This is a genomic window from Vibrio sp. YT-15 (assembly GCF_033337445.1).
Classification (GTDB): Bacteria; Pseudomonadota; Gammaproteobacteria; order Enterobacterales; family Vibrionaceae; genus Vibrio; species Vibrio alginolyticus.
Map to the genome: position 1 here is coordinate 1 of NZ_JAWOQR010000018.1, position 25939 is coordinate 25939.

At 46.2% G+C, this 25939-nt stretch carries 19 protein-coding genes and 1 pseudogene; 5 read left to right on the forward strand and 15 right to left on the reverse strand.

Annotated features, from left to right (window positions below):
• Positions 1-775: 775 nt before the first annotated feature.
• Positions 776-2346 (forward strand): annotated as a pseudogene (locus R7D93_RS22245) (ABC-F family ATP-binding cassette domain-containing protein).
• On the forward strand, positions 2343-3500 hold the full coding sequence (locus R7D93_RS22250) for an MFS transporter (protein WP_225497146.1): 1158 nt from the start codon (positions 2343-2345) through the stop codon (positions 3498-3500). Before R7D93_RS22245 ends, R7D93_RS22250 begins: the two are co-directional and overlap by 4 nt.
• A gap of 74 nt (positions 3501-3574) precedes the next feature.
• Here the strand turns inward: R7D93_RS22250 and fis are convergent, their stop codons facing one another.
• The 9 genes from fis to R7D93_RS22295 all read right to left on the reverse strand — a co-directional run bounded on the left by fis (position 3575) and on the right by R7D93_RS22295 (position 13384).
• Complete coding sequence (fis, locus tag R7D93_RS22255; RefSeq protein ID WP_000462885.1) at positions 3575-3871, reverse strand: DNA-binding transcriptional regulator Fis; 297 nt, start codon at positions 3869-3871, stop codon at positions 3575-3577.
• 23 nt (positions 3872-3894) lie between these two features.
• The gene (dusB, locus tag R7D93_RS22260) at positions 3895-4863 is read right to left on the reverse strand and encodes a tRNA dihydrouridine synthase DusB (protein ID WP_005382505.1); all 969 of its coding nucleotides are present in this window, start codon (positions 4861-4863) and stop codon (positions 3895-3897) included.
• A 139-nt stretch (positions 4864-5002) separates the two neighbouring features.
• Positions 5003-5890: a 50S ribosomal protein L11 methyltransferase gene (prmA, locus tag R7D93_RS22265; protein WP_136977005.1), complete on the reverse strand. Its 888-nt coding sequence runs from the start codon at positions 5888-5890 to the stop codon at positions 5003-5005.
• 165 nt (positions 5891-6055) lie between these two features.
• Positions 6056-7399 (reverse strand): acetyl-CoA carboxylase biotin carboxylase subunit, encoded by a 1344-nt coding sequence (gene accC / locus R7D93_RS22270; protein ID WP_005382509.1) that lies wholly within the window; start codon positions 7397-7399, stop codon positions 6056-6058.
• A 14-nt stretch (positions 7400-7413) separates the two neighbouring features.
• A complete protein-coding gene (accB, locus tag R7D93_RS22275; RefSeq protein WP_225497144.1) occupies positions 7414-7890 on the reverse strand; it encodes an acetyl-CoA carboxylase biotin carboxyl carrier protein in 477 nt (158 codons plus the stop codon).
• Between the two features lie 61 nt (positions 7891-7951).
• Entirely contained in the window at positions 7952-8401 is a 450-nt protein-coding gene (aroQ, locus tag R7D93_RS22280) for a type II 3-dehydroquinate dehydratase (protein WP_005382360.1), read from the reverse strand.
• Positions 8402-8704: 303 nt separating this feature from the next.
• Positions 8705-10657 carry an acetate--CoA ligase gene (gene acs, locus R7D93_RS22285; protein ID WP_086047083.1) on the reverse strand — a complete coding sequence of 651 codons (1953 nt, stop codon included), beginning with the start codon at positions 10655-10657 and terminating at the stop codon, positions 8705-8707.
• A 237-nt stretch (positions 10658-10894) separates the two neighbouring features.
• Positions 10895-11524 (reverse strand): 3'-5' exonuclease, encoded by a 630-nt coding sequence (locus R7D93_RS22290; protein WP_005382363.1) that lies wholly within the window; start codon positions 11522-11524, stop codon positions 10895-10897.
• A 33-nt stretch (positions 11525-11557) separates the two neighbouring features.
• Positions 11558-13384 (reverse strand): DUF294 nucleotidyltransferase-like domain-containing protein, encoded by a 1827-nt coding sequence (locus R7D93_RS22295; protein ID WP_225497142.1) that lies wholly within the window; start codon positions 13382-13384, stop codon positions 11558-11560.
• A 233-nt stretch (positions 13385-13617) separates the two neighbouring features.
• Here R7D93_RS22295 and R7D93_RS22300 point away from each other — a divergent pair, with 233 nt between their 5' ends.
• Both R7D93_RS22300 and R7D93_RS22305 read left to right on the forward strand, forming a co-directional pair.
• On the forward strand, positions 13618-14805 hold the full coding sequence (locus tag R7D93_RS22300) for a 3-phenylpropionate MFS transporter (RefSeq protein WP_005382367.1): 1188 nt from the start codon (positions 13618-13620) through the stop codon (positions 14803-14805).
• A gap of 135 nt (positions 14806-14940) precedes the next feature.
• Positions 14941-18372 carry a PAS-domain containing protein gene (locus tag R7D93_RS22305; RefSeq protein WP_213868898.1) on the forward strand — a complete coding sequence of 1144 codons (3432 nt, stop codon included), beginning with the start codon at positions 14941-14943 and terminating at the stop codon, positions 18370-18372.
• 91 nt (positions 18373-18463) lie between these two features.
• Here the strand turns inward: R7D93_RS22305 and R7D93_RS22310 are convergent, their stop codons facing one another.
• The 5 genes from R7D93_RS22310 to R7D93_RS22330 form a co-directional block, all read right to left on the reverse strand.
• Positions 18464-19849 (reverse strand): class II fumarate hydratase, encoded by a 1386-nt coding sequence (locus R7D93_RS22310; protein WP_017635560.1) that lies wholly within the window; start codon positions 19847-19849, stop codon positions 18464-18466.
• A 17-nt stretch (positions 19850-19866) separates the two neighbouring features.
• Positions 19867-20244 carry a hypothetical protein gene (locus R7D93_RS22315; protein WP_005382370.1) on the reverse strand — a complete coding sequence of 126 codons (378 nt, stop codon included), beginning with the start codon at positions 20242-20244 and terminating at the stop codon, positions 19867-19869.
• Positions 20245-20443: 199 nt separating this feature from the next.
• Positions 20444-20926, reverse strand: coding sequence for a hypothetical protein (locus R7D93_RS22320; RefSeq protein ID WP_005382371.1), 483 nt, complete (start codon positions 20924-20926; stop codon positions 20444-20446).
• A gap of 108 nt (positions 20927-21034) precedes the next feature.
• The gene (locus R7D93_RS22325; protein ID WP_005382372.1) at positions 21035-22762 is read right to left on the reverse strand and encodes a sodium:solute symporter family protein; all 1728 of its coding nucleotides are present in this window, start codon (positions 22760-22762) and stop codon (positions 21035-21037) included.
• 12 nt (positions 22763-22774) lie between these two features.
• Positions 22775-23038, reverse strand: coding sequence for a DUF4212 domain-containing protein (locus tag R7D93_RS22330; protein WP_005382373.1), 264 nt, complete (start codon positions 23036-23038; stop codon positions 22775-22777).
• Positions 23039-23558: 520 nt separating this feature from the next.
• Between R7D93_RS22330 and R7D93_RS22335 the strand changes: the two genes are divergently transcribed.
• Entirely contained in the window at positions 23559-25310 is a 1752-nt protein-coding gene (locus R7D93_RS22335) for a potassium/proton antiporter (protein ID WP_138940504.1), read from the forward strand.
• Here R7D93_RS22335 and R7D93_RS22340 read toward each other — a convergent pair.
• Positions 25307-25936 (reverse strand): response regulator, encoded by a 630-nt coding sequence (locus tag R7D93_RS22340; protein ID WP_005382375.1) that lies wholly within the window; start codon positions 25934-25936, stop codon positions 25307-25309. The two genes, R7D93_RS22335 and R7D93_RS22340, sit on opposite strands and share 4 nt — an antisense overlap.
• Positions 25937-25939: the final 3 nt, after the last annotated feature.

Below are 25939 nucleotides of genomic sequence, written 5' to 3' on the forward strand. Positions count from 1 at the left end.
GGGGTCGCGGGTTCGAGTCCCGTCCACTCCGCCACTTATATTAAGCCTCAGTCGAAAGACTGGGGCTTTTTTCGTTTATATGGCTGATATACGCACATATTAGCTATTATTACAGTACCTATCTAATCTCTATTCTAACTACGAATTCGCTATCATGTATTACGTGAATGATATACGTGCTCATATTAATATTGGTTGGCTAATACCACTCGCAGTCCATGACAGGTTATTCTAGCTTGTTATAACACTCGATAATTTCGTTTAAATTTTTGTAGAATAACTACTTATCGAAAGTTTTATTCTTGGTCCCAAGCATTTTTCCTGCGCAACAACACTGTGATTGTTATAAATCGTCTATCTAGCAAATTGGCTGAGGCAACCTTTCTTCTTGTTAGTCTTCGTCTAAGTCACGATAGTTTTAACAATTATCTGATACTTTTTATTCTAAAGGTGTACGCTTCACATCGAATATTTTTTCGACAGTAAATCATGTTATATCTCTTGTTTAAAAGCTTTGTAAGAAGGCTGAACTCCGTGCAAAAAACGCGATGAAGTGTTGCTCGGAGTCTTAAATTAATCTTCATCAGGTGTTTTATGTGTGGGTAGCTTCGCTGAAGTTATACGCAGGAGCTTGTACACCTGATAAAAGAGAAGAGATGGCCGGTGATATTTCATCATCGGCCTTTTTGTATCTGTTAAGCAGCTACAAAGCATTACCCAGTATTGAAATAAGGGCCGGTATTGATCACCGGCCCTTTTTTATTTGGTTGAAAACATGAGTATTTTACAAGTTAAAAATTTGTCTTATCAGATAGCTGATAAGACGTTATACAACAACGTGACCTTTCGTATTAACGTGGGAGAGAAAATAGGTATCACCGGAGCGAATGGTGTTGGAAAAAGCACCTTATTGAAACTGCTTTTCGGTGAATTATCTGCAGATAAGGGCTGCATTGAATGGTTACCAAACCTTGAGGTGGGGTATTTAGAAAACATTTTAAGATCGATAATGTGCTGACAGTTCATGAGTGTTTAAAGGGCTCTTTTGAGAGTTTATACGCTGCAGAGCAAAAGCTTTAGACTTTGTATCATGCGATGACCGAGTCTCACTCTACATCTCTTTTAAGCCAAGTCGCTCGGCTACAGGCATATTTAGAAGATGAAGACTTCTATGCAATTAATACCAAAATTGAACGAGTTGCTGTAGGTCTTGGTATTTATCAATTTGGCTTAGATACACCGCTTATCTCGCTAAGTGGCGGTCAAAGGCACAAAGTCCTTTTAGGCAGGTTGTTACTTCGCAACCCCGATGTGTTAATTCTTGATGAGCCGACAAACTATCTTGATGCTCCGCACATTGAATGGCTAGTCACGTTTCTCAATGATTACATTGGCACAGTTTTACTGGTTTCTCATGATGTTGATTTCCTTAATCAAGTAGCGACCAGTATTTGTGATATTGATTATCAAACGGTTCGAAAATACAGCGGCACTTATGTCAAAGCAATGCAGCAAAAGCATCACGATGGTGCTTTGATAGAAAAGCAATATAAGGCTCAGCAAAATGAAATTCGAAAGTTAGAGCAATTTATTGCCAAAAATGGCGCTGGAGTTAACGCGAGTCTTGCTAAAGGGCGTAAGAAAAAACTGGATAAAATCGAACGTATTCAACTGAATAATGTAGAGAAAGTATCGATGTTTGACTTTGCTTACCAGCCCATTGGGCAACAGTATGTGATTGACGCAAAAGCGTTGATGATCGGTTATCAGCAGCCTCTGCTTCCTGCGCTTGATATCACGTTAGCGCGCGGGGAAAAGTTGGTTGTTGCTGGTTTTAACGGCGTGGGTAAGTCGACCTTACTTAAAACCCTGATGAGGGAGATCGAGCTACTCTCTGGTGAGGTGGTATTGGCAAAAGGTGCAATGATTGGTTATTTTTCTCAAGATTTGTCTTGGCGCCATCCTCAGAACACACCTGAACAGGAGCTGTGCTCTTGTGCGCCAACAATCTCAAGCAAAGAGTCACGCAAGCTATTAGCTCGCTTTGGGATTACGGGGGATAAGACGCAGCGCCACTTAGATACATTGAGCGGTGGTGAGCAAACTCGGGTGAAGTTGTGTTGTTTATCGGTTCAGAAATGCAATGTTTTGCTGTTGGACGAACCAACAACACACTTGGATAGCAGCAGTAAAAATGCGCTTAAAGAGGCTCTCCAGCGCTTTTCCGGTAGCGTGATTGTGGTATCTCATGAGAAGGCATTTTTGCAATCTTGGCCTGATAGAGTTTTAGATATTTCGTTGCTCACTTGTGCTGAATCGGAAACAAAACAGGAGGTGGAGCTATGATGCAGTCCATGATCCTATTTCTCGTTGCTTTTCTTGTTGGTGCTGATGAGTTGATGCTTGGATCTATTCTTGAACCTATCGGAAATGATTTAAGTGTTCAACCGAGTCAGGTGACCTTATTTATTACGGCATATAGTTTAGCCATAGCAATTTTCGCTCCTTACTTGGGCCGTTTATCAGACCGAGCTGGGCGTATTCGTATCATGGTGCCTGCTTGCTTTGTATTTGGGGTTGCGTCTATTACGACGGGCATAGTTCATGATTTTGAACTTGCTATTGCAACTCGTGTGATCACTGGTATTGCAAGTGCAGGCATGTTACCAATTGCATTCGCGTTAGCGGGAGACGCGAAGGGTAATAGAGCGATGCGTCAAATTGTGATAGTTCAGGCGGGATTAACGCTAGGTATGATAACTAGCCCGGCGATCGGAGCATTGTTGACCCAGCTTTTATCATGGCGTGCCGCTTTTATTATTTTGGGCGTGGCGGCTCTTTTTGTCGGTGCCATGAGCGTAGTGTCCATGAACAACAAGCATAATGAGTCCAAGAAGTCAGATACTCTGCCACCTATCACAGACGTCATTCATCTTCCAGGCGCGTTGAGGGCGATTCTAGCGATGTGTTTAGGCCTGGGGGGAGGTATTGGTGTATTTAACCTGATAGGCCTTCATATTCGAGATACCAACGAGTTGGCGCTCGGTTGGGTGGGCGCTATTTATGCTGCTCTAGGGATCGTGAGTGTGGTTGGAAATATGTGCGTGGGGAGAGCTTGCCGTTGGCTTGGTAGCTCTCGAGCCGTTATGCGAGTGGCTTTAATGGTGTGCATACCTTGCAGTGCATGGGTGTTCTCAAATGAGATGAGTACGGTTACCGCTTATCTTCCAGCTCTAGTGCTCTGGTCTCTTGCTGGAGGGGTAGGCTCTCCGGCGTTACAAGCACATATAGCAAGCTTATCTGATGAACATCGAGGTGTGCTGATGTCTTCTGGAATGAGTATGATGCACTTTGGTGTCGCGATTTGGTCTGCCTTGGCGGGCTTCGCGTATTCTGTAGGCAATGAATGGGTCGCTTTCGTGGCTTTCCTATTGTTTGGCTCAGCGGTAGTTATATTAAAGCCAGTTGGTAATGCTGAACAAAGTGAGCGTTATTCGTAGTGTTTTAGTAGATAAAGAAAAGCCGTTATCTAAAAAGGTAACGGCTTGTTCCAAATACTTTTTGAAAGCCGGTCTTAGTTCATGCCGTATTTCTTAAGTTTCTTGCGAAGAGTACCGCGGTTGATACCCATCATAGTTGCTGCGCGAGTTTGGTTACCGCGAGTGTACTGCATGATAGTATCTAGTAGTGGCTGTTCAACTTCAGCTAGAACTAATTCGTATAGTTCTGTTACTTCCTGGCCGTTTAGTTGAGCAAGGTAGTTTTTAAGAGACGCTTTAACAGAGTCACGTAAAGGCTTCTGAGTAATCTGGTCTTGTGACGTTACTGTAGTTACTGTTAATGCTTCTGAAGTCAGATTTTGTTCGAACATATTCGGTCTAGCTCTTCTCTTAATTATGATGCAACGTTATCAAAATAACCTTCTAACGCTTCAATTTGCAGCGGAGCTGCGTCGATAGCGTTGAAGGTACGGCGAAACTCACTTGCCTGTTCATGCTCTTTCAGGTACCACCCAACGTGCTTGCGCGCGATACGTGGACCTAAGAACTCCCCATAAAACTCATGCAGAGCATTTACATGACCAAGCATAATGGTTTTCACTTCCTCAGTTGGAAGTTCCTCCATTGTGGTGCCGTTTTCCAAATAGTGATGGATTTCCTGGAAAATCCAAGGACGACCCTGGGCAGGGCGTCCAATCATTAAAGCGTCCGCACCGGTGTACTCCAGTACAAATTTGGCTTTCTCCGGGCTATCGATATCACCGTTCGCGATAACCGGAATTGAAATCGCCTCTTTTACCGCTTTAATGCTGTCATATTCGGCCTCACCTTTGTACATACATGCTTTCGTTCTGCCATGCAGAGCAAGAGCTTGTATGCCGCAGTTTTCGGCTAATTTAGCGATCTGGACACAGTTCTTGTTGTCTGTATCCCAGCCAGTTCGAGTCTTTAACGTTACAGGAACGTCCACTGCATTCACGACCGCTTTCAAAATCTCTTCGATAATGTTTGGGTATTGAAGCAGAGCAGAGCCCGCTAGCTTCTTATTCACTTTTTTTGCCGGGCAGCCCATGTTGATGTCGATGATTTGTGCACCGTTCTCAACACTGAATTGAGCTGCGTCCGCCATAAGCTGTGGATCGGAACCCGCAATCTGTACAGAGCGAATGCCCGATTCGCCCTCGTGTACCATGCGCTGTTTCGACTTTGACGTTCCCCATAGTTTTGGGTTAGCAGACATCATTTCACTGACGGCCATTCCCGCACCATAGCGAAGACACAACTCGCGAAACGGTCTATCCGTTACACCAGCCATAGGGGCTACGATTAGATTGTTCTTAAGTTGATAGTTTCCGATTTTCAAAACGTCATCACAGTTCTGTACCAGCAAGGGCGCGCATTTTACGCATTTTTTTACTGCGTGAAAAGACTAATATTTGAGCATTTACAAATTGTTTTTGTAAATTGTATGAATTTCAAACAATTAGCTCTGAAAACCTTGTCTAGCCTTGCTTACGACCAGAGATGCGACACCATTCACTTTGCTCAACAATCGGGTCAATGTGAAGCTCGTCACGGTAATAGTTCGCAACATCTTCAGCTTGAGTGTCTAATACGCCGGACATAGCGAGGTCGCCATTTGGCTTAACTAGTCCTTTGATGATAGGTGCAAGTTCACGTAAAGGTCCCGCAAGGATGTTGGCCACAACGACGTCAGCGACGAGACCTTCTGGTTGATTTTGCGGTAAGTAAACTTCTAGTTTGTCTGCAACGCCATTACGCTCAGCATTGTCTTTTGAAGCAAGCAGGGCTTGAGGATCAATGTCGATCCCTATCACTTTTTCAGCGCCCAGTTTGATCGCTGCGATCGCAAGAATACCTGAGCCACAACCGAAGTCGATAACGGTCTTACCGCTTAAGTCCATGCTTTCTAGCCACTCAAGACAAAGTGCTGTTGTAGGGTGAGTACCCGTACCGAATGCAAGGCCTGGATCCAACATAACATTAACAGCGTCAGGATCTGGAATGTCGCGCCAGCTTGGACAAATCCATAAGCGTTCACCAAATTTCATTGGGTGGAAGTTTTCCATCCATTCGCGTTCCCAGTCTTTATCTTCAAGCTGTTCTATTTTGTAAGCAAAATTGTCAGCCAGCATATTGCTCGCTTTAATTTGGTCGATGATGAAGTTAGTGTCTGCTTCTGCATCATACAGTGCCAGAATATCAGTATCGCCCCATAAGCGAGTTTCGCCAGGTAGAGGTTCGAATACAGGTGTATCCTGCGCGTCTAAGAATGTAACAGACAGCGCGCCAGTCTCTTCCATTAGCATATCGCCGATTTGCTCAGCGTTTTCATTGGTCGCGTTGAGTTTGATTTGAATCCAAGGCATTGGTTTTTGCTCTTAAAGTGAATGAAGTGGCGCAGAGTTTACCAGAACTCTACGATTTGTTTGAGTATATACCCAAATAAGCCGATTTATATGTTGAGCCCTTTGCGTACATATAAAACAAAAATGCCCACGGGAGTGGGCATTTTTTAAGACGTTTGCTTAGGCTTATTGTAAGCCAAGCTTCTTCTCTAGGTAGTGGATGTTTGCACCACCGTGTTGGAAGTTTTCGTCATTCATAATGGAGAATTGCAGTGGCACGTTAGTTTTGATGCCTTCGATGATCATCTCACCCAGTGCGTTTTTCATACGTGCAATCGCTACATCACGGTTCTCACCGTAAGTGATCAGTTTACCAATCATTGAATCGTAATGAGGTGGTACTGTGTAGCCTGTGTAGATATGAGATTCCCAACGTACACCCATACCGCCAGGAGCGTGGAAACGCTCGATCTTACCCGGAGATGGTAGGAAGCGCTCAGGGTCTTCTGCGTTGATACGACACTCAATCGCATGGCCACGGATCTTAATATCATCTTGAGTGAATGACAGAGGCTGACCCGCTGCAACACGAAGCTGTTCTTTGATTAGGTCGATGCCAGTAACCATCTCTGTTACTGGGTGCTCTACCTGAATACGAGTGTTCATTTCGATGAAGTAGAACTCACCGTTCTCGTATAGGAATTCAAACGTACCTGCGCCGCGGTAACCGATCTCGATACATGCACGAGTACAGCGTTCACCGATGTACTTACGCATTTCTTCGGTGATACCAGGTGCTGGAGCTTCTTCCACTACTTTTTGGTGACGACGTTGCATTGAACAGTCACGCTCACCAAGGTGGATTGCGCCGCCTTGACCGTCAGCAATAACCTGAACTTCAACGTGACGAGGGTTTTCTAGGAATTTCTCCATGTAAACCATGTCATTGTTGAACGCCGCTTTTGCTTCAGCACGTGTCATTGCAATGGCTTGGATAAGGTCTTTCTCTGCGCGAACAACACGCATACCACGACCGCCGCCGCCGCCAGATGCTTTGATGATTACTGGGTAACCAATGCGCTTAGCAAATGCTTTGTTTTTCTCTTCGTCATTGTCTAGAGGGCCGTCAGAACCCGGTACACAAGGAACGCCTGCTTTCTTCATTGCATTGATAGCAGATACTTTATCGCCCATTAGGCGGATAGTGTCTGCCTTTGGACCAACGAAGATGAAACCACTGCGCTCAACTTGCTCTGCGAAGTCTGCGTTCTCAGACAGGAAGCCGTAACCTGGGTGGATAGCCACAGCACCAGTCACTTCTGCTGCAGAAATGATGCGTGGAATGTTTAGGTAGCTGTCGATACCACGAGCAGGGCCGATACATACGGTTTCGTCTGCGAGTAGTACGTGCTTAAGATCGCGGTCCGCTGTTGAGTGAACAGCGACGGTCTTAATACCTAATTCTTTACAAGCGCGAAGAATACGAAGTGCAATTTCACCTCGGTTCGCGATGACTACTTTGTCTAGCATAAGGCAAGCCCCGCTTATTCGATTACAACAAGAGGTTGGTCGAATTCAACTGGTTGGCCGTCTTCAGCTAGGATTGCTGTAACAACGCCAGATTTGTCCGCTTCGATTTGGTTCATCATTTTCATTGCTTCAACAATACATAGAGTATCGCCAGCATTTACTTTCTGACCCACTTCTACGAATGCTTTAGAGTCTGGGCTTGGAGAGCGGTAGAAAGTACCAACCATTGGAGAAAGAACTTGGTGACCTGCAGGTGTTGCTGCTGGAGCTTCTGCTGCTGGCGCTTCCGCTGCTGGCGCTTCCGCTACTGGTGCCGCTGCTACTGGAGCAGGTGCCGCCGCTGGAGCTGCTGCGTAGTGAATTGGTGCTTGAGGGGCTGCAGTGCCATGACGGCTGATGCGCACTGACTCTTCACCTTCAGAGATCTCTAGCTCAGCAATGCCAGACTCTTCAACTAACTCAATTAGCTTCTTGATTTTACGAATATCCATCTTTTCTTTCTCTTTTATCTTGTGATTAAGACAACCCTCGTAGGGTTGCAGAGTGTTAGGGTTACTTTGCCTGTAGCTTATTGATCGCTGCAGACAGAGCAAATTCATAACCTTGTGCGCCTAAACCGCAAATCACACCCTCTGCTTTATCTGACAGGTAAGAGTGATGACGGAATGGTTCACGTGCGTGCACATTTGATAAGTGCACCTCAATAAATGGGATGGCGACGCCAAGTAATGCATCTCGCAGCGCCACACTAGTATGAGTGAAAGCCGCTGGATTGATGATGATGAAGTCAATCTTGCCATAGGCAGCGTGAATGGCTTCAATCAGTTCGTACTCACGATTTGATTGTAGGTGTTCCAGTTCTACCCCAGCATTATGGGCTTGCTCTGTAAGAGTATCCACAACTTGAGCTAAGGTACTGTGACCATAGTGTGTCGGTTCGCGCAGACCCAATAGATTAAGATTTGGTCCGTTTAGAACAAGAATCCGTGACTTTGCAGACATTGTGTTGCTATCTTCCCTTATCGTGAGTGGAACGTTTATATTCCCAAATATACGATAGTTCAGCACGATTTTTTTGTTAAAACCGAGCAAATTTTAAAAAATCGACCAAGATTATAGCTAATTCATAGCAATTAGCAGCAATTTACTGGTCTAATCTCCTAATAGCCACTCTCGTTTCTGTAACCAAGTTAACAAAAACAACATAATTGCCATATTTTTTGTGTGGCCAATTTGTGCACTAAAGCAAAAAACCGCCATGAGTGATGGCGGTTTTTAAAGTGCTTTTAAAACAGTTGGTTGAATTTATGCCAATTCTGCTTTCTCTGCGATAAGTTTATCTACAACGCTCGGATCGGCAAGCGTTGATGTGTCTCCGAGGTTGCTAGTATCACCCGTTGCAATTTTACGCAGGATTCGACGCATGATCTTACCAGAACGAGTCTTCGGTAAGGAATCCGTCCAGTGCAGTACATCTGGTGTTGCAATTGGACCAATTTCTTTACGCACCCAATCTTTCACTTCTTTGTGTAGCTCTGCTGACGGGAATTCACCATCGTTCAAGGTAATGTAAGCGTAGATAGCTTGGCCTTTGATATCATGCGGAATGCCCACAATAGCGGCCTCAGCAATTTTATGATGTGCGACAAGAGCCGATTCTATTTCAGCGGTACCCATGCGGTGACCCGACACGTTTAGTACGTCATCAACACGGCCCGTGATCCAGTAGTAACCGTCTTCGTCACGACGAGCTCCATCACTAGTAAAGTACATTCCCTTGAAGGTTGAGAAGTAGGTCTGTTCAAAGCGCTCGTGGTCGCCATAAACAGTGCGCATCTGACCTGGCCATGAATCAAGGATCACCAAGTTACCTTCTGCTGCGGTTTCTTCAATGATGTTGCCCATGTTGTCAACCAGTGCAGGTTGGACTCCGAAGAATGGTCGAGTTGCTGAGCCTGGTTTTAAGTCTGTTGCACCTGGTAGTGGTGCAATTAAGATACCGCCGGTCTCTGTTTGCCACCAAGTATCAACGATAGGCGAGCTCTCGTTACCAATCGTTTTGTAGTACCACTCCCACGCTTCAGGGTTGATAGGCTCACCTACTGAACCCATCACACGTAAGCTTGAACGAGATGTCCCTGCTACCGCTTCGTTACCTTTTGCCATTAGTGCACGAATAGCGGTTGGCGCAGTGTAGAGAATGTTCACTTGGTGCTTATCAACCACTTCACTCATACGAGCCGTGCTTGGGTAGTTTGGAACACCTTCAAACAGAATGGTTTTGGCCCCGTTCGCTAGTGGACCATAAATTAGGTAAGTATGGCCTGTAATCCAGCCCACATCCGCGGTACACCAGAAGGTTTCACCTGGTTGATAATCGAAGACATATTTAAAGGTCATTGCCGCGTAGACGAGGTAACCGCCTGTAGTATGTAGTACGCCTTTAGGTTTACCTGTCGAGCCAGATGTGTAGAGGATGAACAGCGGGTCTTCGGCTTTCATCTCTTCTGGTGGGCAAACGTCAGAAACGTTGGCTGTTGCTTCGTGCCACCAAACATCACGGTGTTCATGCCATTCAACATTACCACCTGTACGTTTAAGCACGACGACTTTATTGATGGTTTTTACGTCTGGGTTGGTTAGTGCTTCATCCACGTTCTTTTTCAGTGGAACAGCGCGTCCGCCACGTACGCCTTCGTCTGCGGTGATCACGACTTTAGCGTCAGAGTCGATGATACGGCCGGATAGCGCTTCTGGTGAGAAACCGCCAAATACTACGGTGTGAACCGCACCAATACGGGTACAAGCGAGCATAGCCACAGCGGCTTCTGGCACCATTGGCATGTATAGACACACCACGTCGCCCTTGCGTACGCCTTGCTCTTTCAATGCGTTGGAGAATTTACACACTTCTTTGTGCAGTTCGTTGAAAGTGAGTGTTTTGTCGTCGGCTGGATCATCGCCTTCCCAAATGATGGCGACGTCGTCCCCGTGTTCTGCAAGATGACGGTCAATACAGTTAGCCGAGACGTTCAGTGTGCCATCTTCAAACCAGCGAATATCAACATGGCCAGTGTCGAAAGAAGTGCTTTTTACTTTGGTGAAAGGTTTGATCCAATCAACGATTTTGCCGTGTTCGTTCCAGAAGCCCTCTGGATCGGTTACCGACTGCTGATACATGGCTAAGTAAGTATCATTATCCGCGTGTGTATGAGTTTTAATATTTTCTTTTACCGGATAAACGTGGGCTTCGCTCATGGCTTCTCTCCTTGTGCCTTATTTCTCGGCCTTACACCAATCTAGATAAGATTTTGAATATATTTTTGTAGGGCTGTTTTTTGGTTCTAAATAACTTGGTCGTGGTAATGACGACGTTGTGCTTATAACTGTCAGTCACCGCGCGTAATTCCACAATTAGACTTTAGGATGAGAGTGATAGAAGCGCCGGGAAATCGCTGAAACAAAAGTATTTCTGGGAGCTAGGTCAACTGATTTTTATGTATACGGTGCGGTTAGGTTGGGTAAATCGCCTTTCGTTAAGCGGACAAAGACCAAAGCGGCAGAAATCGCGTCTTGCAAGGCGTCGTGTTTGTCTTGGATAGGAAGTTCGAGGTGTTTACAAATGGCATCCAGACTTAAGTCGAAATAGGCATTCGGCAAATGTCGTTCCAACTTATCGTGATAAATCTGACTGACCTCGATGAGTGGGTTAGGAAGTGGGAAGCCAAGTTGCCTCAGACAAGCAAGGTCTAAGATCTTTTTATCGTAACGAATGTGATAGCCCACAAGTGGTCGGTTGCCGATAAAGTCGAGCAGCTCGAGCAGCGCCTCTTTTTCACTGATGCCATCGACTAAGTCTTGGTGGCGAATTCGATGGATCTTGACCGAGCCTGAGTCGAGCGATTGCGGCGCGCGTAAGCGGACTTCAAATGGTTGACTGGTGATGATGCGGTTGTCGATGATCTTGGTGGCTGCAATAGTCACCAGCTCGGCGCGATTTGGGTCAAGGCTGGTGGTTTCGCAGTCAAGAGAGACGTATTCTGTTTTATCTGGCGTGCAAAACAGCGACTGATAAGGCGAGCCTTTCAATTTGTAATGCCAGTATTTGCGTTGTAACCAGTTCATTGCTTACGCCTCTGTGATTTATGAAAATCAGGGTTAATCACGAATTTGATAATGGAAGCCTAAAAATTGCTTAAATTTCTTCACCACATGTAAGCTGTGGCGAAGCAAATCACGCTCAGTTCTATCCAGTTGTTTAATATCAATGTTATTCAACGCTTCTTGCTTTTTGAGTTGCTGATTAAGACGAAGTTTAAAGAACAATTTAAGTGCTTCGTTGAGATTATCTGCCGTTTCGGATTCTAAGATGCGCTTATTTCTCAGAGCTTCAATGCGTTCAAACGTGTTCTTCTCTTCAATGGCATACTCCAAAGACAAGGCGCGAATGCCGTGTACAATTGGGAAAATACCGCCGCGTTTAATGTCCAATCCGTCTTTAGCACTTTTTACGTTGCCAAATAGAGTTAGGGGCACCGAAAACTGCAAGGCAGGGCGAGTAAAGTCAGACAATATCAACATGCGATCTTTCATTGTGTCACGAAGATGCGCCGCAATTGGAGCCAGCAGCTCGCAATTCCCAGCAACAGCATGGGCGTCACTGAAAATGGCTAAGTCCATGATTTGTTCTGGTTCGGCTTTAGCTATCCAGTGGTTTAGGGTGCTTATCCATTCTTGCTGTGTTTTGACCCATTTCGGGTTGTTAACCATCACTTTACCAGGGCAAAGTGGATAACCGAGCTGTTGTAGGGTGTGTGTGAAGGATTGCATCACTTGTTCGCAATGAGGCCATTCCAGACCATCTTGAATAATCAGGGCATTGTCTTGATCGGTTTTGAGAATTTGCTCTCCTCGGCCTTCAGAGCCGAGTACGATCAAGCAACAATGGTCGTGCAAGGCTGGTGGTATCACTAACTCGAACGCTTTCTCGATAATTTGTTCGTTTACGGCTGAGATAAGCTCCATGATGAAGCGAGTGCGGATGCCGTTTTTCAATAAGCTCTCGACCAATTGACGTTGGCGGTTTGAGGCCAAAGCGAGCTCTTCCACGCTGCTTGCTCGAGCAATACTGAGCGTTAACACGTGAGAGTGGGTTGAGAACGCGCTGAGAATTTGGGTCATATCCAGCATGCCGACGGCTCTGTTGCCTTCACATACCATGAGGCGTTTCATTCTATTTCTGGTCATTGTGATCATGGCGTTGAATAGAAAGTCACCATCATCAACGTGATAAACAGGAAAGCTCGCGATCTCACCCACTGGTGTGTCGAGCGCGCAACCATCTATCATCACAGAATGCAGCATATTAGTACGAGTCACTATTGCGTACGGGTGGGCTGATGGCCATTTTTCCAATCGTGGATCATCGCCATGGAGTTGAACCAATGCAGCGTCAATCCCATTTTCTTTTAAGGAACGTGTTACCTCGTTAATTGGTGTATTTGGTTCAAGGATCATCGGTGGGTGATAAATGCTGCGGTCAACTTTAGTGAGAATAAACTCCGCTAAGTTTTGCTGTTGATGGGCCGCTTCGATGAGCTCTTGCCGTTTCGATAAATTGTTATCGAAATAGGCTGCAAACTGGCCATTTTCGTTGTAAAGGGCAAGGAAAATTTCTTTCGGCAGTAGGTAAGAGAGCGTGTCCTCAAGCGCGATGTAGTGATGACGTACCTTGTCTTCAAGTAACGAGCGTACATCGAACATATCGTCGTTGGCATAATGTGCGAACACTTCCTGTTGATCGTTGGAGCGCTCTTCTACCGCGCCTTTGATCAGAATATGTAAGTGGGGGTTCTTCTGTCCGCAGGATAAAATAACATCTCGAGCTCGATAGTAGGCGACGTCCAGAGACGATCGCAGTCGCGATTGTTGTGCTTCAGTTAAGCGATCGAACGGTGGAGATTGCATGTTAAATTTGTCAGGCATGAGAACACCCAATAATGATGGAAGGAACACTCTCTAAGTCTGACAAATTTCTTACCGGAAGCCAGACGACTTTGGTCTAAATTACGATGTTTTCGTTTGAAGATGCCAAATGTCGCAAAGTTAGTATTCCATCGAGGAAACGATAAGTTTCTTATTCTTCCCTTTTTATAATACGCATGGCGATCCATAATTCCCGGCTCGAACGTTGGTGTTCCCGTTTTAGGATATTAGTAATGTTGAAACCTTCTCCGTATGGCTGGATTTCCCAGTACTTTCTCGGATTCTTCTTTGCGTATGGCGTGTATCTGCCATTTTGGTCACTTTGGTTTAAGGATCAGGGCGTATCTTCGACAGATATCGGTTTGCTGGTCGGGTTAGGCCTTGCGACACGTTGTGTTGCCAATATCGTGATCACCCCACGAGTACACAAAGTCGAACATCTTATGCCTGCTTTACGTTGGTTGAGTTTCGCTGCCCTCCTTTTTGTTGGATTTCACTTTTTTACGGGTGGTAGCTTTTGGTTAATGGCACTAGCGACAGTGTTGTTCAATCTTTGTTGTGGACCGATTATTCCGTTGTCGGACGCGATGGCAAATTACTACGCTCGCCTGAAAATGCTCGATTATGGCCGCACGCGGCTATGGGGTTCGATCGCCTTTATCGCAGGCTCGACGGCAGTGGGCTACCTGGTGGCTGAATTTGGCTCCGATATGATCTTGTACACTGCGATGTTCGGCGTGTTTATCTCGTTGCTGTTTGCTATGCGACCGACTAACCCAATGCCTGTAACGCACGGTGGGCAAAGCGCAGAACGTCCAAAGCTGACCGCTCTTTTGACCGACAAGCCGATACTAAAATTCTTAGTGTTGGTGTCACTAATTCAGGGCAGTCATGCGGCTTACTACGGCTTTAGTGCGATTCACTGGAAGGCCGCTGGTCACTCGGAAGATGTCATTGGCTACTTATGGAGCTTGGGGGTGGCCGCAGAAGTGGCAGTGTTTGCACTGAGTAAGCGTTTATTCGTAGGTTGGTCAATACGCGCGCTGTTTATTGCTGCTGCCGTTGGTGTAATGATGCGTTGGGGTATTACGGCGTCGACAACATCAATTATTGCTTTGGTGATTGTTCAACTATTGCATGGTGTGACTTTCGCTACCGCGCACATTGCCGCGATCCAATATATCCAAAACTCCGAAGAAAATAAGATCGTAGCGTTGCAAGCGTTGTATAACGCGATTCCGTTGGGCGCATTTATCGCGTTAATGACCGTATTGAGTGGCTGGGGTTATGAGCACTGGGGACCGCTTGTGTTCTGGGGCATGGCCGCGATGGGGTTATTGGCTCTGTTCATCAAGCTTGATTCGCAAGACCCACATCAGGTGGTTGATGTATCAGACAAGCCACTTGAAACACAGAATTAGACTTATGTAACAAAGGTTAAAAACTAAGCTTTGTCTCCTTTATCAAAGCAGTGTTAAATGAAACCTCTCCCTCATGGAGAGGTTTTTTTATTCTCTTGCTTTAAAAGTAGCAAGAAAGGCAAGAAAGGATATCGGATGCAAGGATGGCTGGTGGTTCCCGTTTCTTTAGCGTATTTGGGAGCTTTATTTATCATCGCGTGGTACGGCGACATTCAGAAAAGGTGGCTAGCGCGCTGGCGGCCTTGGATTTATAGCCTTTCCATTGCGGTGTACTGTACATCGTGGACCTTCTACGGCACGGTCGGGCAGGCCAGCAGTAACCCTTGGTCTTTCTTGCCCATCTATATTGCCCCCATTTTAGTGTTTACCATCGGATGGCGCGTTTTAGCTCGGCTTATTTTGATTGCTAAACGGGAACACATCACGTCGATTGCTGACTTTATCGGAGCACGCTACGGTAAATCCCAAGGTTTGGCCGTGGTTGTTACGCTCATAGCGGTTGCGGGAATTTTGCCGTACATCGCTTTACAGCTGCGTGGTATCACTATGGGGCTTGAAATCATTGCTCCAGAGCTGGCTACTGATTTTGGTTATCAAAATGATAGCGTGTCGTGGTTTGTTGTGGTCGCATTGGCGATTTTTACGATGCTATTCGGTACCCGCCACATTGATAACACGGAACACCATCGTGGGATGATGATGGCAATTGCCTTCGAATCCATTATCAAACTGCTGGCTTTTTTAGTGGTCGGTGTCTTCATTGTTTGGTTGGCGATGAACACCGAGAGTTTGAGCTTAATTGATGTTGCCGCACAGACGTATCAGTCACCAAATATCCCGACTATATTGATTCATACTGTACTCACGATGCTGGCGATAGTTTGCCTTCCGCGACAATTCCATACGATGGTCGTGGAAAATGAACGTGCTCAAGATTTGCACGTGGCGCGTTGGTTGTTCCCCATTTATCTGATCTTAATGGGGATTTTTGTCTTACCTATTGCATGGGTAGGGCAAGGTCTCTTGAGTGGCGCTTCGCCTGATACTTATGTCATCAGTGTGCCGATGTCGGTAGGGGCGAGTGAAATCGCCTTACTTGCGTTTCTAGGCGGTACTTCAGCGGCAAGTGGCATGGTTATCGTATCGACGATTGCCTTAGCGATCATGGTCTCGAATGACTTGGTTATGCCATTGCTATTGCGTCGCATGCGACTGACGCAGCGTAACCATCACCATTTTTCTGAATTATTACTGCGGATCCGCCGTGGTTTGATTTTAGTTTTGTTGATTGGCGCGTGGTGTTTCTATCAAGCGTTGGACACCATTCATTCACTGTCTGCTATCGGCTTTCTCTCGTTCGCGGCTATCACGCAATTCGCTCCTGCGCTGGTTGGCGGTATGTATTGGCGTCAAGGGAATAAGAAAGGCGTGTATGTTGGCCTCGCAGTGGGTTTTGCTACCTGGTTGATTACGTTAATGAGCCAAACAGACATGCTTGCCGGAGACGCCAGTAATAACTTCCTGATCTGGTTGATTACGCCACCAGAGGTATTGGCTAGCTTTGATATCGCGATTTCAGATTGGGGGATGATCCTCAGTGTGGTCGCTAATGCAGTGTGTTTTGTTGTGGTTTCTATGGCTACCCGACCAAGCCTAAGTGAGCGCTTACAATCGGCATCATTCGTTGGTACACCGTTGCCTGAAAGCGAAAATATGAGTCTGTACCAGAGCCGCGTTACGGTTGCAGAACTGGAAATGCTAGCGTCCAGATTTGTAGGACGAACGCGAGTTAAAGCGGCGTTTCAAGCCTACTGGAGCCAGCAACGAGAAGAGTTGATGCCGAATCAACAAGCGCCATCTTCTCTGATTCGGCATACGGAGCGTGTGCTAGCAGGGGTATTTGGAGCATCTTCTGCTAAGTTAGTACTTACTTCCGCTCTGCAAGGAAGAAACATGCAGCTTGAAGAGGTGGCGACTATCGTCGATGAAGCCTCTGAACTGTACGATTTTAGTCGGGGTTTACTCCAAGGCGCGATTGAGCATATTGGACAAGGTATTGCGGTCGTCGATAAGCAACTACGCTTGGTAGCGTGGAACCAACGCTATTTAGAACTCTTTGAATTTCCGCCAGGCCTGATTCAAGTAGGTCGACCGATTGCGGATGTGATTCGGCACAATGCAGAGCAGGGGTTGTGTGGCCCTGGTGACCCTGATGACCACGTCCGTCGCCGTGTTTATCACCTTGAGCAAGGGACTCGGCACACCTCTTCTCGGGTTCGTCCCGATGGTCGCGTGATAGAGGTGCAAGGTAACCCAATGCCAGGTGGTGGCTTTGTGATGAGCTTTACCGACATCACCGTATTCCGTGATGCAGAGCAAGCACTGAAAGACGCCAACGAGACATTGGAAGAAAGGGTACGTCTGCGGACTCGAGAATTAGAACAACTTAACAAGCAGCTGGTGGAAGCGACGCAGCGCTCGGATTTGGAATCGAAGTCCAAATCACGGTTCTTGGCGGCAGTAAGCCATGACTTGATGCAACCGCTCAACGCGGCGCGTCTATTTGCATCTTCACTATCGGAAGTCGCCAAAGACAGCGAAGCCAAAAAGCTGTCAGCACACATTGAAAGTGCTTTAGAGGCTGCCGAAGACTTAATTGGAGATTTGCTGGATATCTCGCGTTTGGAATCGGGCAAGTTGGAAGTCAACGTGCACGGCTTTGCGTTAAATGATGTGTTGTCGAATTTGAATGCTGAGTTTAGTGCGTTAGCCAAACAGCAAGGTATAGAGTTCACCATGATTCCGTCCTCACTCATGGTTAAGTCGGATCCCAAACTGCTGCGCCGTGTGGTGCAAAACTTCCTGACCAATGCGTTTCGTTATAACCCGAATGGCAAAGTCGCACTCGGTGTTCGCCGCGTGAAAGGGCGAGTGCGTATAGATGTATGGGATAATGGAGTGGGGATTGAAGAAGAGAAGCAGCAAGAGATTTTTGAAGAGTTTAATCGCGGAACTCAAGTTCGTTCCGACCAAGGTCTCGGACTTGGTTTGGCGATTTCGAAAGGAATTGCTCAGGTACTTGGGCATGAAATTTCGATGCGCTCTTGGGTTGGAAAAGGCAGTGTTTTTTCCATCACCCTAGATAAAGCTGATCATGTTCAGCCTCATCCAGTTCACGTGGCGATGAATAAGCAATCTGAACTTGGTCATCTGAGAATCCTATGTGTCGATAATGAGCCTGACATTCTAGTCGGCATGGAAAACTTACTTTCCCGATGGGGTTGCGATACACGAGTTGCGATTGATTTAGTTGAAAGTCTACAAGCGCTTGAGGATGGTTGGATTCCGGATGTAATTTTCTCCGATTACCGACTTGATGATGGTCGTACTGGTTTAGAAGTGCTACAGCAATGCCGCCTGAGATTAGGCCACAGCTTTGAAGGCGTCATCATCAGTGCAGATCGTACCGATGATATGCTTGATGGCATCAAAGCAAATGGGTTCATCTTTATTGCTAAGCCAGTTAAGCCGCTTAAGCTGCGTTCGGTGCTCAATCGAGTCGCTTAGGATTGGAGTGTTTGAAAAATCGCTATAAAAAGAGACCTCCGAATGGAGGTCTCGATGTTTGTAATCTTAGTTGATAGGCTGAGTTTGCCGCTTATTCTGCGACGCCGCCTTGGGTCAGTTTGGCTGGATTAAGCAATCGCTCTAGTGTGGCTCTATCCAAATCAGTTTCTTCTTCCGCGACATCAATAATCGCGCGTCCCTGTTTGTAGGCTTTTTTCGCGACTTCTGCCGCTTTTAGGTAACCAATGACCGGGTTGAGAGCCGTGACCAAAATTGGGTTTTTGGCGAGTGCTACATCCAAGTTATCTTGGCGAACTTCAAACGTCGCAATGGCTTTGTCAGCTAAAGCGGTTGCGCTGTTAGAGAGTAACTCGATGCTCTCCAATACGTTATGAGCAATAACTGGCAGCATGACGTTAAGCTGGAAGTTGCCCGCTTGGCCTGCGACGGTAATGGTGGTGTCATTACCAATGACTTGCGCTGATGCCATAGCTGCGGCTTCTGGGATCACAGGATTTACTTTGCCAGGCATGATGGAAGAACCCGGTTGCAAGCCTTGTAATTCAATCTCACCTAAACCAGCCAATGGGCCTGAATTCATCCAACGAAGATCGTTTGCGATCTTCATGATCGCAACTGCTGCTGTTTTGAGCTGTCCCGACAGAGCGACGATCGCATCTTGACTGCTTAAATTGAAAAAGAAGTTATCACTGGCCGTGAACTGAATACGAGTTGACTGGGTTAGGTTGCTAGCGAATAAGTCCGCAAAGCGTGGATCGGCATTGATCCCCGTTCCAACTGCCGTACCACCTTGGGCTAAGGCTTTTACAGCAGGAAGTGCTTGTTCAATCGCTTGTTTTGCGTGCTCGATTTGGAACTGCCAACCGCCAAGTTCTTGAGCAAAGGTAATTGGCATCGCATCCATTAAGTGGGTGCGACCGGTTTTTACAACATCTTTCAATGCTTGTTGCTTAGACTCTAGTGTTTGGCTTAGGTGTGACAGGGCCGGGAAGAGCTGTTTTTCAATGGCTAATGCTGCGCTAACTTGAATGGCCGTCGGTACCACATCGTTGCTGCTTTGTCCCATGTTGACGTGATCATTAGGGCTGACAGTGCCGCCTAGATGCTGGGAGGCCAGTGTTGCAATTACTTCATTCGCATTCATATTTGAGCTAGTGCCTGATCCGGTTTGAAATACGTCAATTGGGAATTGCTCAATATGATTGCCTTCGATAATTGCTTGAGCTGCGTCAGCAATCGCGTTGGCAATATCTCCTTCAAGCAGCCCTAGCTGTGCGTTGGTGAGTGCCGCAGTCTGCTTGATGTGTGCTAACGCTTTGATAAAACCAGATGGCATTTTATGTTGACTGAATGAGAAGTTATCGACGGCGCGTTGAGTCTGGGCTTGGTAGAGAGCATCTGCAGGGACCGTTACTTCGCCCATACTGTCAGTTTCTATGCGGAATTCGGTGCTCATGGTAGGGATCCTTTTGGTTAATCGAGTGAGATTTGAATCAGGCGTAATTGTTGTTGTAGTGCGAGAAACTTCACGTCGCCTTGTTCAAACTGGTAGTAATAGCGTTTGAGGCAAAATAATGGCGTATGGATAGAATCGAGACAGACACGACGGAAGATACGACTGCGAGTTGAGTCTTGAATTGCGTCTAGTAAATGGAAATAAACCTGACGTAAAAACAGCTCACACAACAATAGATTTTCTTCATCGGCATCGTGTTCATAACAGGAAGACAACACCATTCCCCAATGAATATAGTCATGAATCACGTCTGGCTCAAAGCCATGTGGTGCGGCGAGAAGGAATCTATCTTGGGCTTTAAAAAATGCGTTAAAGATGTCCCGTTTGTTGTCCATAACCACCTCTTATCAAATGTAATGATAATTATTATCAATTAAGTTGTGAGTTGGCAACCCTTTTTAGAGTAAGAGGTTGTTGAAGAAAGACTTACGGAAACAAAAGCCGACGCAAAGGCGTCGGCTGAGTAGGAATTCATTTATGCTGAGTGAAACTAAGTCACTGTCGTTTGAAGACCGGTGAATTAGCTTGTCGCCGTTATTCAGTAAATAAGGTTTCGTACTTCACAAATGCGGTTTGTGTTTCACCATAATACAGTGTGCCGCCTGATTGAATGACGACTCTTAACCAGCTTTCTGCAGATGCAGGCTTTGGTAAGGTGATATACCAGCTTTGGCCTGCTTGATCGGCGGGCTTCATATCAATCGGTTGAGCGTTTTTCTCTTTGTCACTCACAATAGAAACTTTAACCCCTTCGAGTGGGTAAGCGGCGTTGAGTGACAATTCTAAGTTATTTTTAGTGAGTTTTTCAGAGCGAAATTTCACTTTAAAATCGCCATTTTCCATATCACACAGACCACTGGTGTAACGACAATTAGACTTACTCGCGAGTTTGTAAGTTTCCCCTTCTTGCGCCGCGTGGGGTTTCTCGCTGAGGGCCATATCGGTACCGAAGTAAGCGATCAAAGAGAGAACTGGCGCAATCAGTAGAGCGAGAATAAAGTGCTTGTTTTTGAACATCTTGGCTTCCTTGCAACGACATACTGCGAATATGGTAACTGAAAAGTGAGAATAAAAAAGCCCCGGACGGCTGGTTCCAAACGGGGCTTTTGTGGTTTTGATTAGTTTTTAGTGATCCACTGCACTACCAGCACCTACTGGCACGCGAACGTGTTCGACTAGGTCTTTTACTTCTTGTGGCGTTTCTGCTGTTACTTTGGATACAGCGAATGCGACGATGAAGTTAAATAGTGCGCCAATAGCACCAAACGCGTTTGGCTCAATACCTAGGAACCAGTTTGTTCCCCAGCTTTCTAGATATTTCCAATCAGCAACGAAAAGGATGCCTTTGTGTTGGAATACGTAGAACAGCGTAATACTGATACCCGCAATCATACCGGCGATTGCGCCTTCTTTGTTGATGCTCTTGCTGAAGATGCCCATCATCAATGCAGGGAAGATGGATGAAGCGGCAAGACCAAAGGCGAGTGCTACCGTACCTGCGGCAAATCCAGGCGGATTTAAACCGAGATAGCCTGCGGCTGCTATCGCTACTGCCATTGATATTCGACTAGCAAGTAGCTCTTTTTTCTCGGATATGTTCGGATTGATAACCCCTTTGATTAAGTCATGGGAAATAGCTGAAGAAATGGCGAGTAGTAAACCTGCTGCGGTAGATAGTGCAGCTGCAAGACCACCTGCTGCCACAAGTGCAATCACCCAGTTTGGTAGTTTAGCGATCTCTGGGTTAGCCAATACCATGATGTCGTTATCAACGCGCAGTTCGTTGGTGGACGCATCTGAAGTGTATTGGATATTGCCATCGCCATTTTTATCGTCAAAACCGAGTAGTCCAGTTGTTTCCCAGTTTTTGAACCACGCAGGACGCTCGTCATACGCTAGGTGCTGACCCGGAGCTGGATTTACCGTATTCATTAGGTTGAGACGAGCCATCGCTGATACCGCTGGTGCTGTAGTGTAAAGGATTGCGATGAAGATCAGAGCCCAGCCTGCTGATGTACGTGCGTCGCGAACCTTCGGCACGGTAAAGAAACGGATAATTACGTGTGGTAGACCGGCAGTACCAATCATCAGTGACATGGTGTAGACAAACATATTAAGTGTGTCGCCACGTACTTGGGTCGTGTATTCACTGAATCCGAGTTCGGTCACCACTTGGTCAAGCCGATCGAGTAGATAGACATCGGTACCAGCCATGGTACTCCCTAGACCAATTTGTGGGATTGGGTTACCAGTGAGTTGCAGAGAGATAAAGATTGCAGGGATAGTGTAAGCAAGAATGAGTACGCAATATTGAGCAATCTGCGTGTAAGTGATGCCTTTCATGCCGCCAAGAACCGCGTACATGAAAACGATACACATACCAATTAATAGGCCAGTGGAGTAGTCCACTTCTAAGAAGCGACCAAACGCAACACCTACGCCTTTCATCTGACCGATAACATAAGTCACTGATGCGATGATAAGACAAACAACCGCTACGATACGTGCGGTATTGGAGTAAAAGCGTTCACCAACAAACTCTGGCACCGTAAACTTCCCAAATTTGCGTAGGTAAGGTGCTAGCAACAGCGCAAGCAGAACGTAACCACCAGTCCAACCCATGAGAAATACTGAGCCGCCATAGCCCATGAAGGCAATTAAGCCTGCCATTGAGATAAACGACGCTGCGGACATCCAATCGGCTGCGGTTGCCATACCATTTGCAATCGGGTTTACACCGCCACCAGCAACATAAAACTCTTTGGTTGAGCCGGCGCGAGCCCAAATAGCAATCCCGATGTACAGGATGAACGTGGCGCCAACGACCAGGTAAGTAATAGTTTTCAAATCCATCTGAGTGACTCCTTATTCGTCCACGCCGAATTCACGGTCAATTTGGCGCATCTTCCATGCGTAATAGAAAATAATTCCTAGGAAGGCATAGATGGAGCCTTGTTGAGCAAACCAGAAACCGAGTTTGTAGCCGCCTAGTTGAAATTGATTTAGTACGTCGACAAATAAAATGCCGCAGCCGAAAGACACGACGAACCAGATGACCATTAGGCCGATCATGAGCTTCACGTTTTTGTCCCAATAGGCTTTGGCTCTTTCTTCGCTTTCAAATGCCATTGCCGTCTCCTTACGATTGGTATTGTTGTTAATGAAATGTTTCAATATGTACATTAGCAAGGTGTTGGCAATAACTCTTTTCAACTTTAGTCGGGGTGTTAAAAATGAAGAACCCCCATATTATGGGCTTTTTCAGCGAACAAAGGGGTAAAATGTTATGTTAATAAACTGTTAAGTTAGCCAAAGGTCTAAAGGTTGATTGGATAAACAAGCATGATTAAGACTGGCCATTAATCTTTTCTTCATTGAACTTGGAGATGCTGTGTAAGTATTGGTGGTGATCTTGTGGCTCTTAATGAGAGAAGGCGTAGATAAGAAAGCTCACAAGTAATTTATTTACATAAAGTTTTCGCATCAAATCACCGTTTTAACGCACAATAAAGTAATATAACTGAGTCATTCTCGTACAACCTCGCATTTTGAGACGGTGTAAAGGGGAGGCAGATTAGGGCATTACCTCATTAACGAAGTAGCCTTGCTCATCACAATTATTATCGTTTTTCATTAAGGGAGGGTGAGAATGGACGCAGACACCATTAACAGTTTTTTTCTAATAGGTGCGTTGTTAATCGCACTTAGCGTTCTTTTAAGCCCAGTGTCTTCTAAGTTGGGAATCCCAATTCTTTTGGTATTTTTAGCCGTTGGAATGCTAGCGGGGGAAGACGGCTTAGGCGGCATTTTATTCGATAACTTTTCGATCGCTTATTTGGTTAGTAACCTCGCATTAGCCATCATTTTGCTTGATGGTGGGATGAGAACGCGGGTCGCCAGCTTTAGGGTTGCGTTATGGCCCTCGGTCTCTTTGGCGACATTTGGCGTTGCGATCACCACCATTTTGACCGGGCTGATGGCAACGTGGTTATTCGACTTAGATTTATTGCAAGGCATATTGGTTGGTGCGATTGTTGGCTCCACCGATGCTGCCGCGGTCTTCTCTCTACTCAAAGGTCGTAGCCTGAACGAACGTGTTGGTTCAACGCTGGAAATTGAATCCGGCACCAATGACCCTATGGCGGTGTTTCTGACCGTAACTCTGATTGCTATTTTAGCGAACCCTGGCGCAGATTTAAGTGCGGGCTTTTTGGCGTTCAGTTTTCTTAAGCAGTTTGGTATCGGCGCGTTACTTGGCTTCGCTGGTGGCTGGATCTTATGGAAAGTTATCAATCGCAATCAATTACCAGATGGGCTGTATTCTATTTTAACGGTCAGTGGTGGCTTGCTTATTTTCGCTTTATCTAACACTTTGGGTGGCAGTGGTATTTTGTCGATTTACCTTGTTGGTCTTTTATTAGGTAACCGTCCAACACGCAGCCGCCACTCTATTCTTCATGTTTTAGATGGTATGACGTGGCTAGCTCAAATTGGTATGTTCTTGGTGCTTGGTTTGTTGGTTACACCATCTAATTTACTCTCTATTGCGTTGCCAGGTCTTGCGCTTGCTTTCGGGATGATTTTGTTTGCCCGACCAATCTCAGTTTGGATTGGTTTACTGCCATTCAAGAGTTTCACGCCACGTGAAAAGTGGTTTGTCTCTTGGGTAGGACTGCGTGGTGCTGTACCTATCATCCTCGCGGTATTTCCGATGATGGCAGGGTTGCCAGATGCTCAACTGTACTTCAATTTGGCATTCTTTGTAGTAATGGTGTCTTTGATAGTACAAGGGGGCACGTTGACTAAGGCGATGTCTCTTGCAAAGGTCGAGCTACCTTCTAAGCCTGAGCCAATTTCGCGTACGGGTGTAGAGATTTACCCGACCAGTGAGTGGGAGCTGTTTATCTATAGACTTAAAGCAGATAAATGGTGCATTGGTGAGCCATTACGTAGTCTTTCGATGCCGGAAGGAACGCGTATCGCCGCTGTATTTCGCAGTAAAGAGCTATTGCACCCATCCGGCAGTACGCGTCTTGAGGAAGATGATACCTTGTGTGTATTAGCACAAGAAAAGGATTTAGATGCACTGAGCTTACTGTTTAGTGAAGCCCCAGAGAAAGCGTCGCTAGCGCGATTCTTCGGTGACTTCTTCCTCGATATTGAAGTGAAGCTTGCCGATATTGCCGTGATGTATGGTTTGAATCTGGGGGATGAACCGCTGGATAAAAGTTTGAGAAACCTTGTCGAAGAGCAATTAGGTAGCACGCCAGTATTGGGAGACCATTTCGAGTGGCAAGGTTTGCATTGGATCGTCGCTGATGTTGTTGATCAGCAGGTCACTAAAGTCGGTATCCGATTGCCAAGCGAAAAAAGTAAGTCTGACGATAAGACGTCAATCTAGTCGCTCATTTCCGTCAGCATAATCACGGCTTGCGTGCGGTTCTTTACACCGAGCTTACGGAAAATCGCTGTCATGTGCGCTTTTATGGTGGCTTCTGAAACATTCAATTCGTAAGCGATTTGCTTGTTCAGCAAGCCATCGGACAACATTCCCAACACTTTATATTGCTGCGGTGTTAGCGCAGCAATCTTTTCCGCTAAGTCATTACATGCCGCGTTATTGGTGATCAACCCTTCAGGGAAGTATGGGTCGCCATTCAGCACTTGATTGAGCGCGTTCACTAATTCGCGCATGTCGCTGGACTTGGGAATAAAACCAAATGCACCATGGCTTTTCACCTGCGTCACGATCGCCGGCTCTTCACTCGCTGAAACGACGACGATAGGTAAATCTGGATGCTCTGCTCGCAAATGAATCAAGCCAGACATACCATTTGCTCCTGGCATTTTGAGATCCAATAGCACTAAATCTGGCTCTTCCTCTCGCTCCAACAAAGCCAGAAGTGCGTCGAGTGAGTCCGCTTCCAGCAAATTTGCACCACTAATAGCCATGTGGATAGATTGAAACAAGGCATTCCGGAAGAGTGGGTGATCATCTGCAATAATGATGGTGTAGGTCGAATCCATGAC

Excerpts from the sequence above, each read along its gene's own strand:
- R7D93_RS22300 (WP_005382367.1), top strand. The coding sequence starts at position 13,618 with ATGTTGAAACCTTCTCCGTATGGCTGGATTTCCCAGTACTTTCTCGGA.
- acs (WP_086047083.1), bottom strand. The coding sequence starts at position 10,657 with ATGAGCGAAGCCCACGTTTATCCGGTAAAAGAAAATATTAAAACTCAT.
- prmA (WP_136977005.1), bottom strand. The coding sequence starts at position 5,890 with ATGCCTTGGATTCAAATCAAACTCAACGCGACCAATGAAAACGCTGAG.
- R7D93_RS22335 (WP_138940504.1), top strand. The coding sequence starts at position 23,559 with ATGGACGCAGACACCATTAACAGTTTTTTTCTAATAGGTGCGTTGTTA.
- R7D93_RS22330 (WP_005382373.1), bottom strand. The coding sequence starts at position 23,038 with ATGGCATTTGAAAGCGAAGAAAGAGCCAAAGCCTATTGGGACAAAAAC.
- R7D93_RS22340 (WP_005382375.1), bottom strand. The coding sequence starts at position 25,936 with ATGGATTCGACCTACACCATCATTATTGCAGATGATCACCCACTCTTC.
- R7D93_RS22325 (WP_005382372.1), bottom strand. The coding sequence starts at position 22,762 with ATGGATTTGAAAACTATTACTTACCTGGTCGTTGGCGCCACGTTCATC.
- fis (WP_000462885.1), bottom strand. The coding sequence starts at position 3,871 with ATGTTCGAACAAAATCTGACTTCAGAAGCATTAACAGTAACTACAGTA.
- R7D93_RS22310 (WP_017635560.1), bottom strand. The coding sequence starts at position 19,849 with ATGAGCACCGAATTCCGCATAGAAACTGACAGTATGGGCGAAGTAACG.
- R7D93_RS22315 (WP_005382370.1), bottom strand. The coding sequence starts at position 20,244 with ATGGACAACAAACGGGACATCTTTAACGCATTTTTTAAAGCCCAAGAT.
- R7D93_RS22305 (WP_213868898.1), top strand. The coding sequence starts at position 14,941 with ATGCAAGGATGGCTGGTGGTTCCCGTTTCTTTAGCGTATTTGGGAGCT.
- accC (WP_005382509.1), bottom strand. The coding sequence starts at position 7,399 with ATGCTAGACAAAGTAGTCATCGCGAACCGAGGTGAAATTGCACTTCGT.
- R7D93_RS22295 (WP_225497142.1), bottom strand. The coding sequence starts at position 13,384 with ATGCCTGACAAATTTAACATGCAATCTCCACCGTTCGATCGCTTAACT.
- aroQ (WP_005382360.1), bottom strand. The coding sequence starts at position 8,401 with ATGTCTGCAAAGTCACGGATTCTTGTTCTAAACGGACCAAATCTTAAT.
- R7D93_RS22290 (WP_005382363.1), bottom strand. The coding sequence starts at position 11,524 with ATGAACTGGTTACAACGCAAATACTGGCATTACAAATTGAAAGGCTCG.
- R7D93_RS22250 (WP_225497146.1), top strand. The coding sequence starts at position 2,343 with ATGATGCAGTCCATGATCCTATTTCTCGTTGCTTTTCTTGTTGGTGCT.
- accB (WP_225497144.1), bottom strand. The coding sequence starts at position 7,890 with ATGGATATTCGTAAAATCAAGAAGCTAATTGAGTTAGTTGAAGAGTCT.
- R7D93_RS22320 (WP_005382371.1), bottom strand. The coding sequence starts at position 20,926 with ATGTTCAAAAACAAGCACTTTATTCTCGCTCTACTGATTGCGCCAGTT.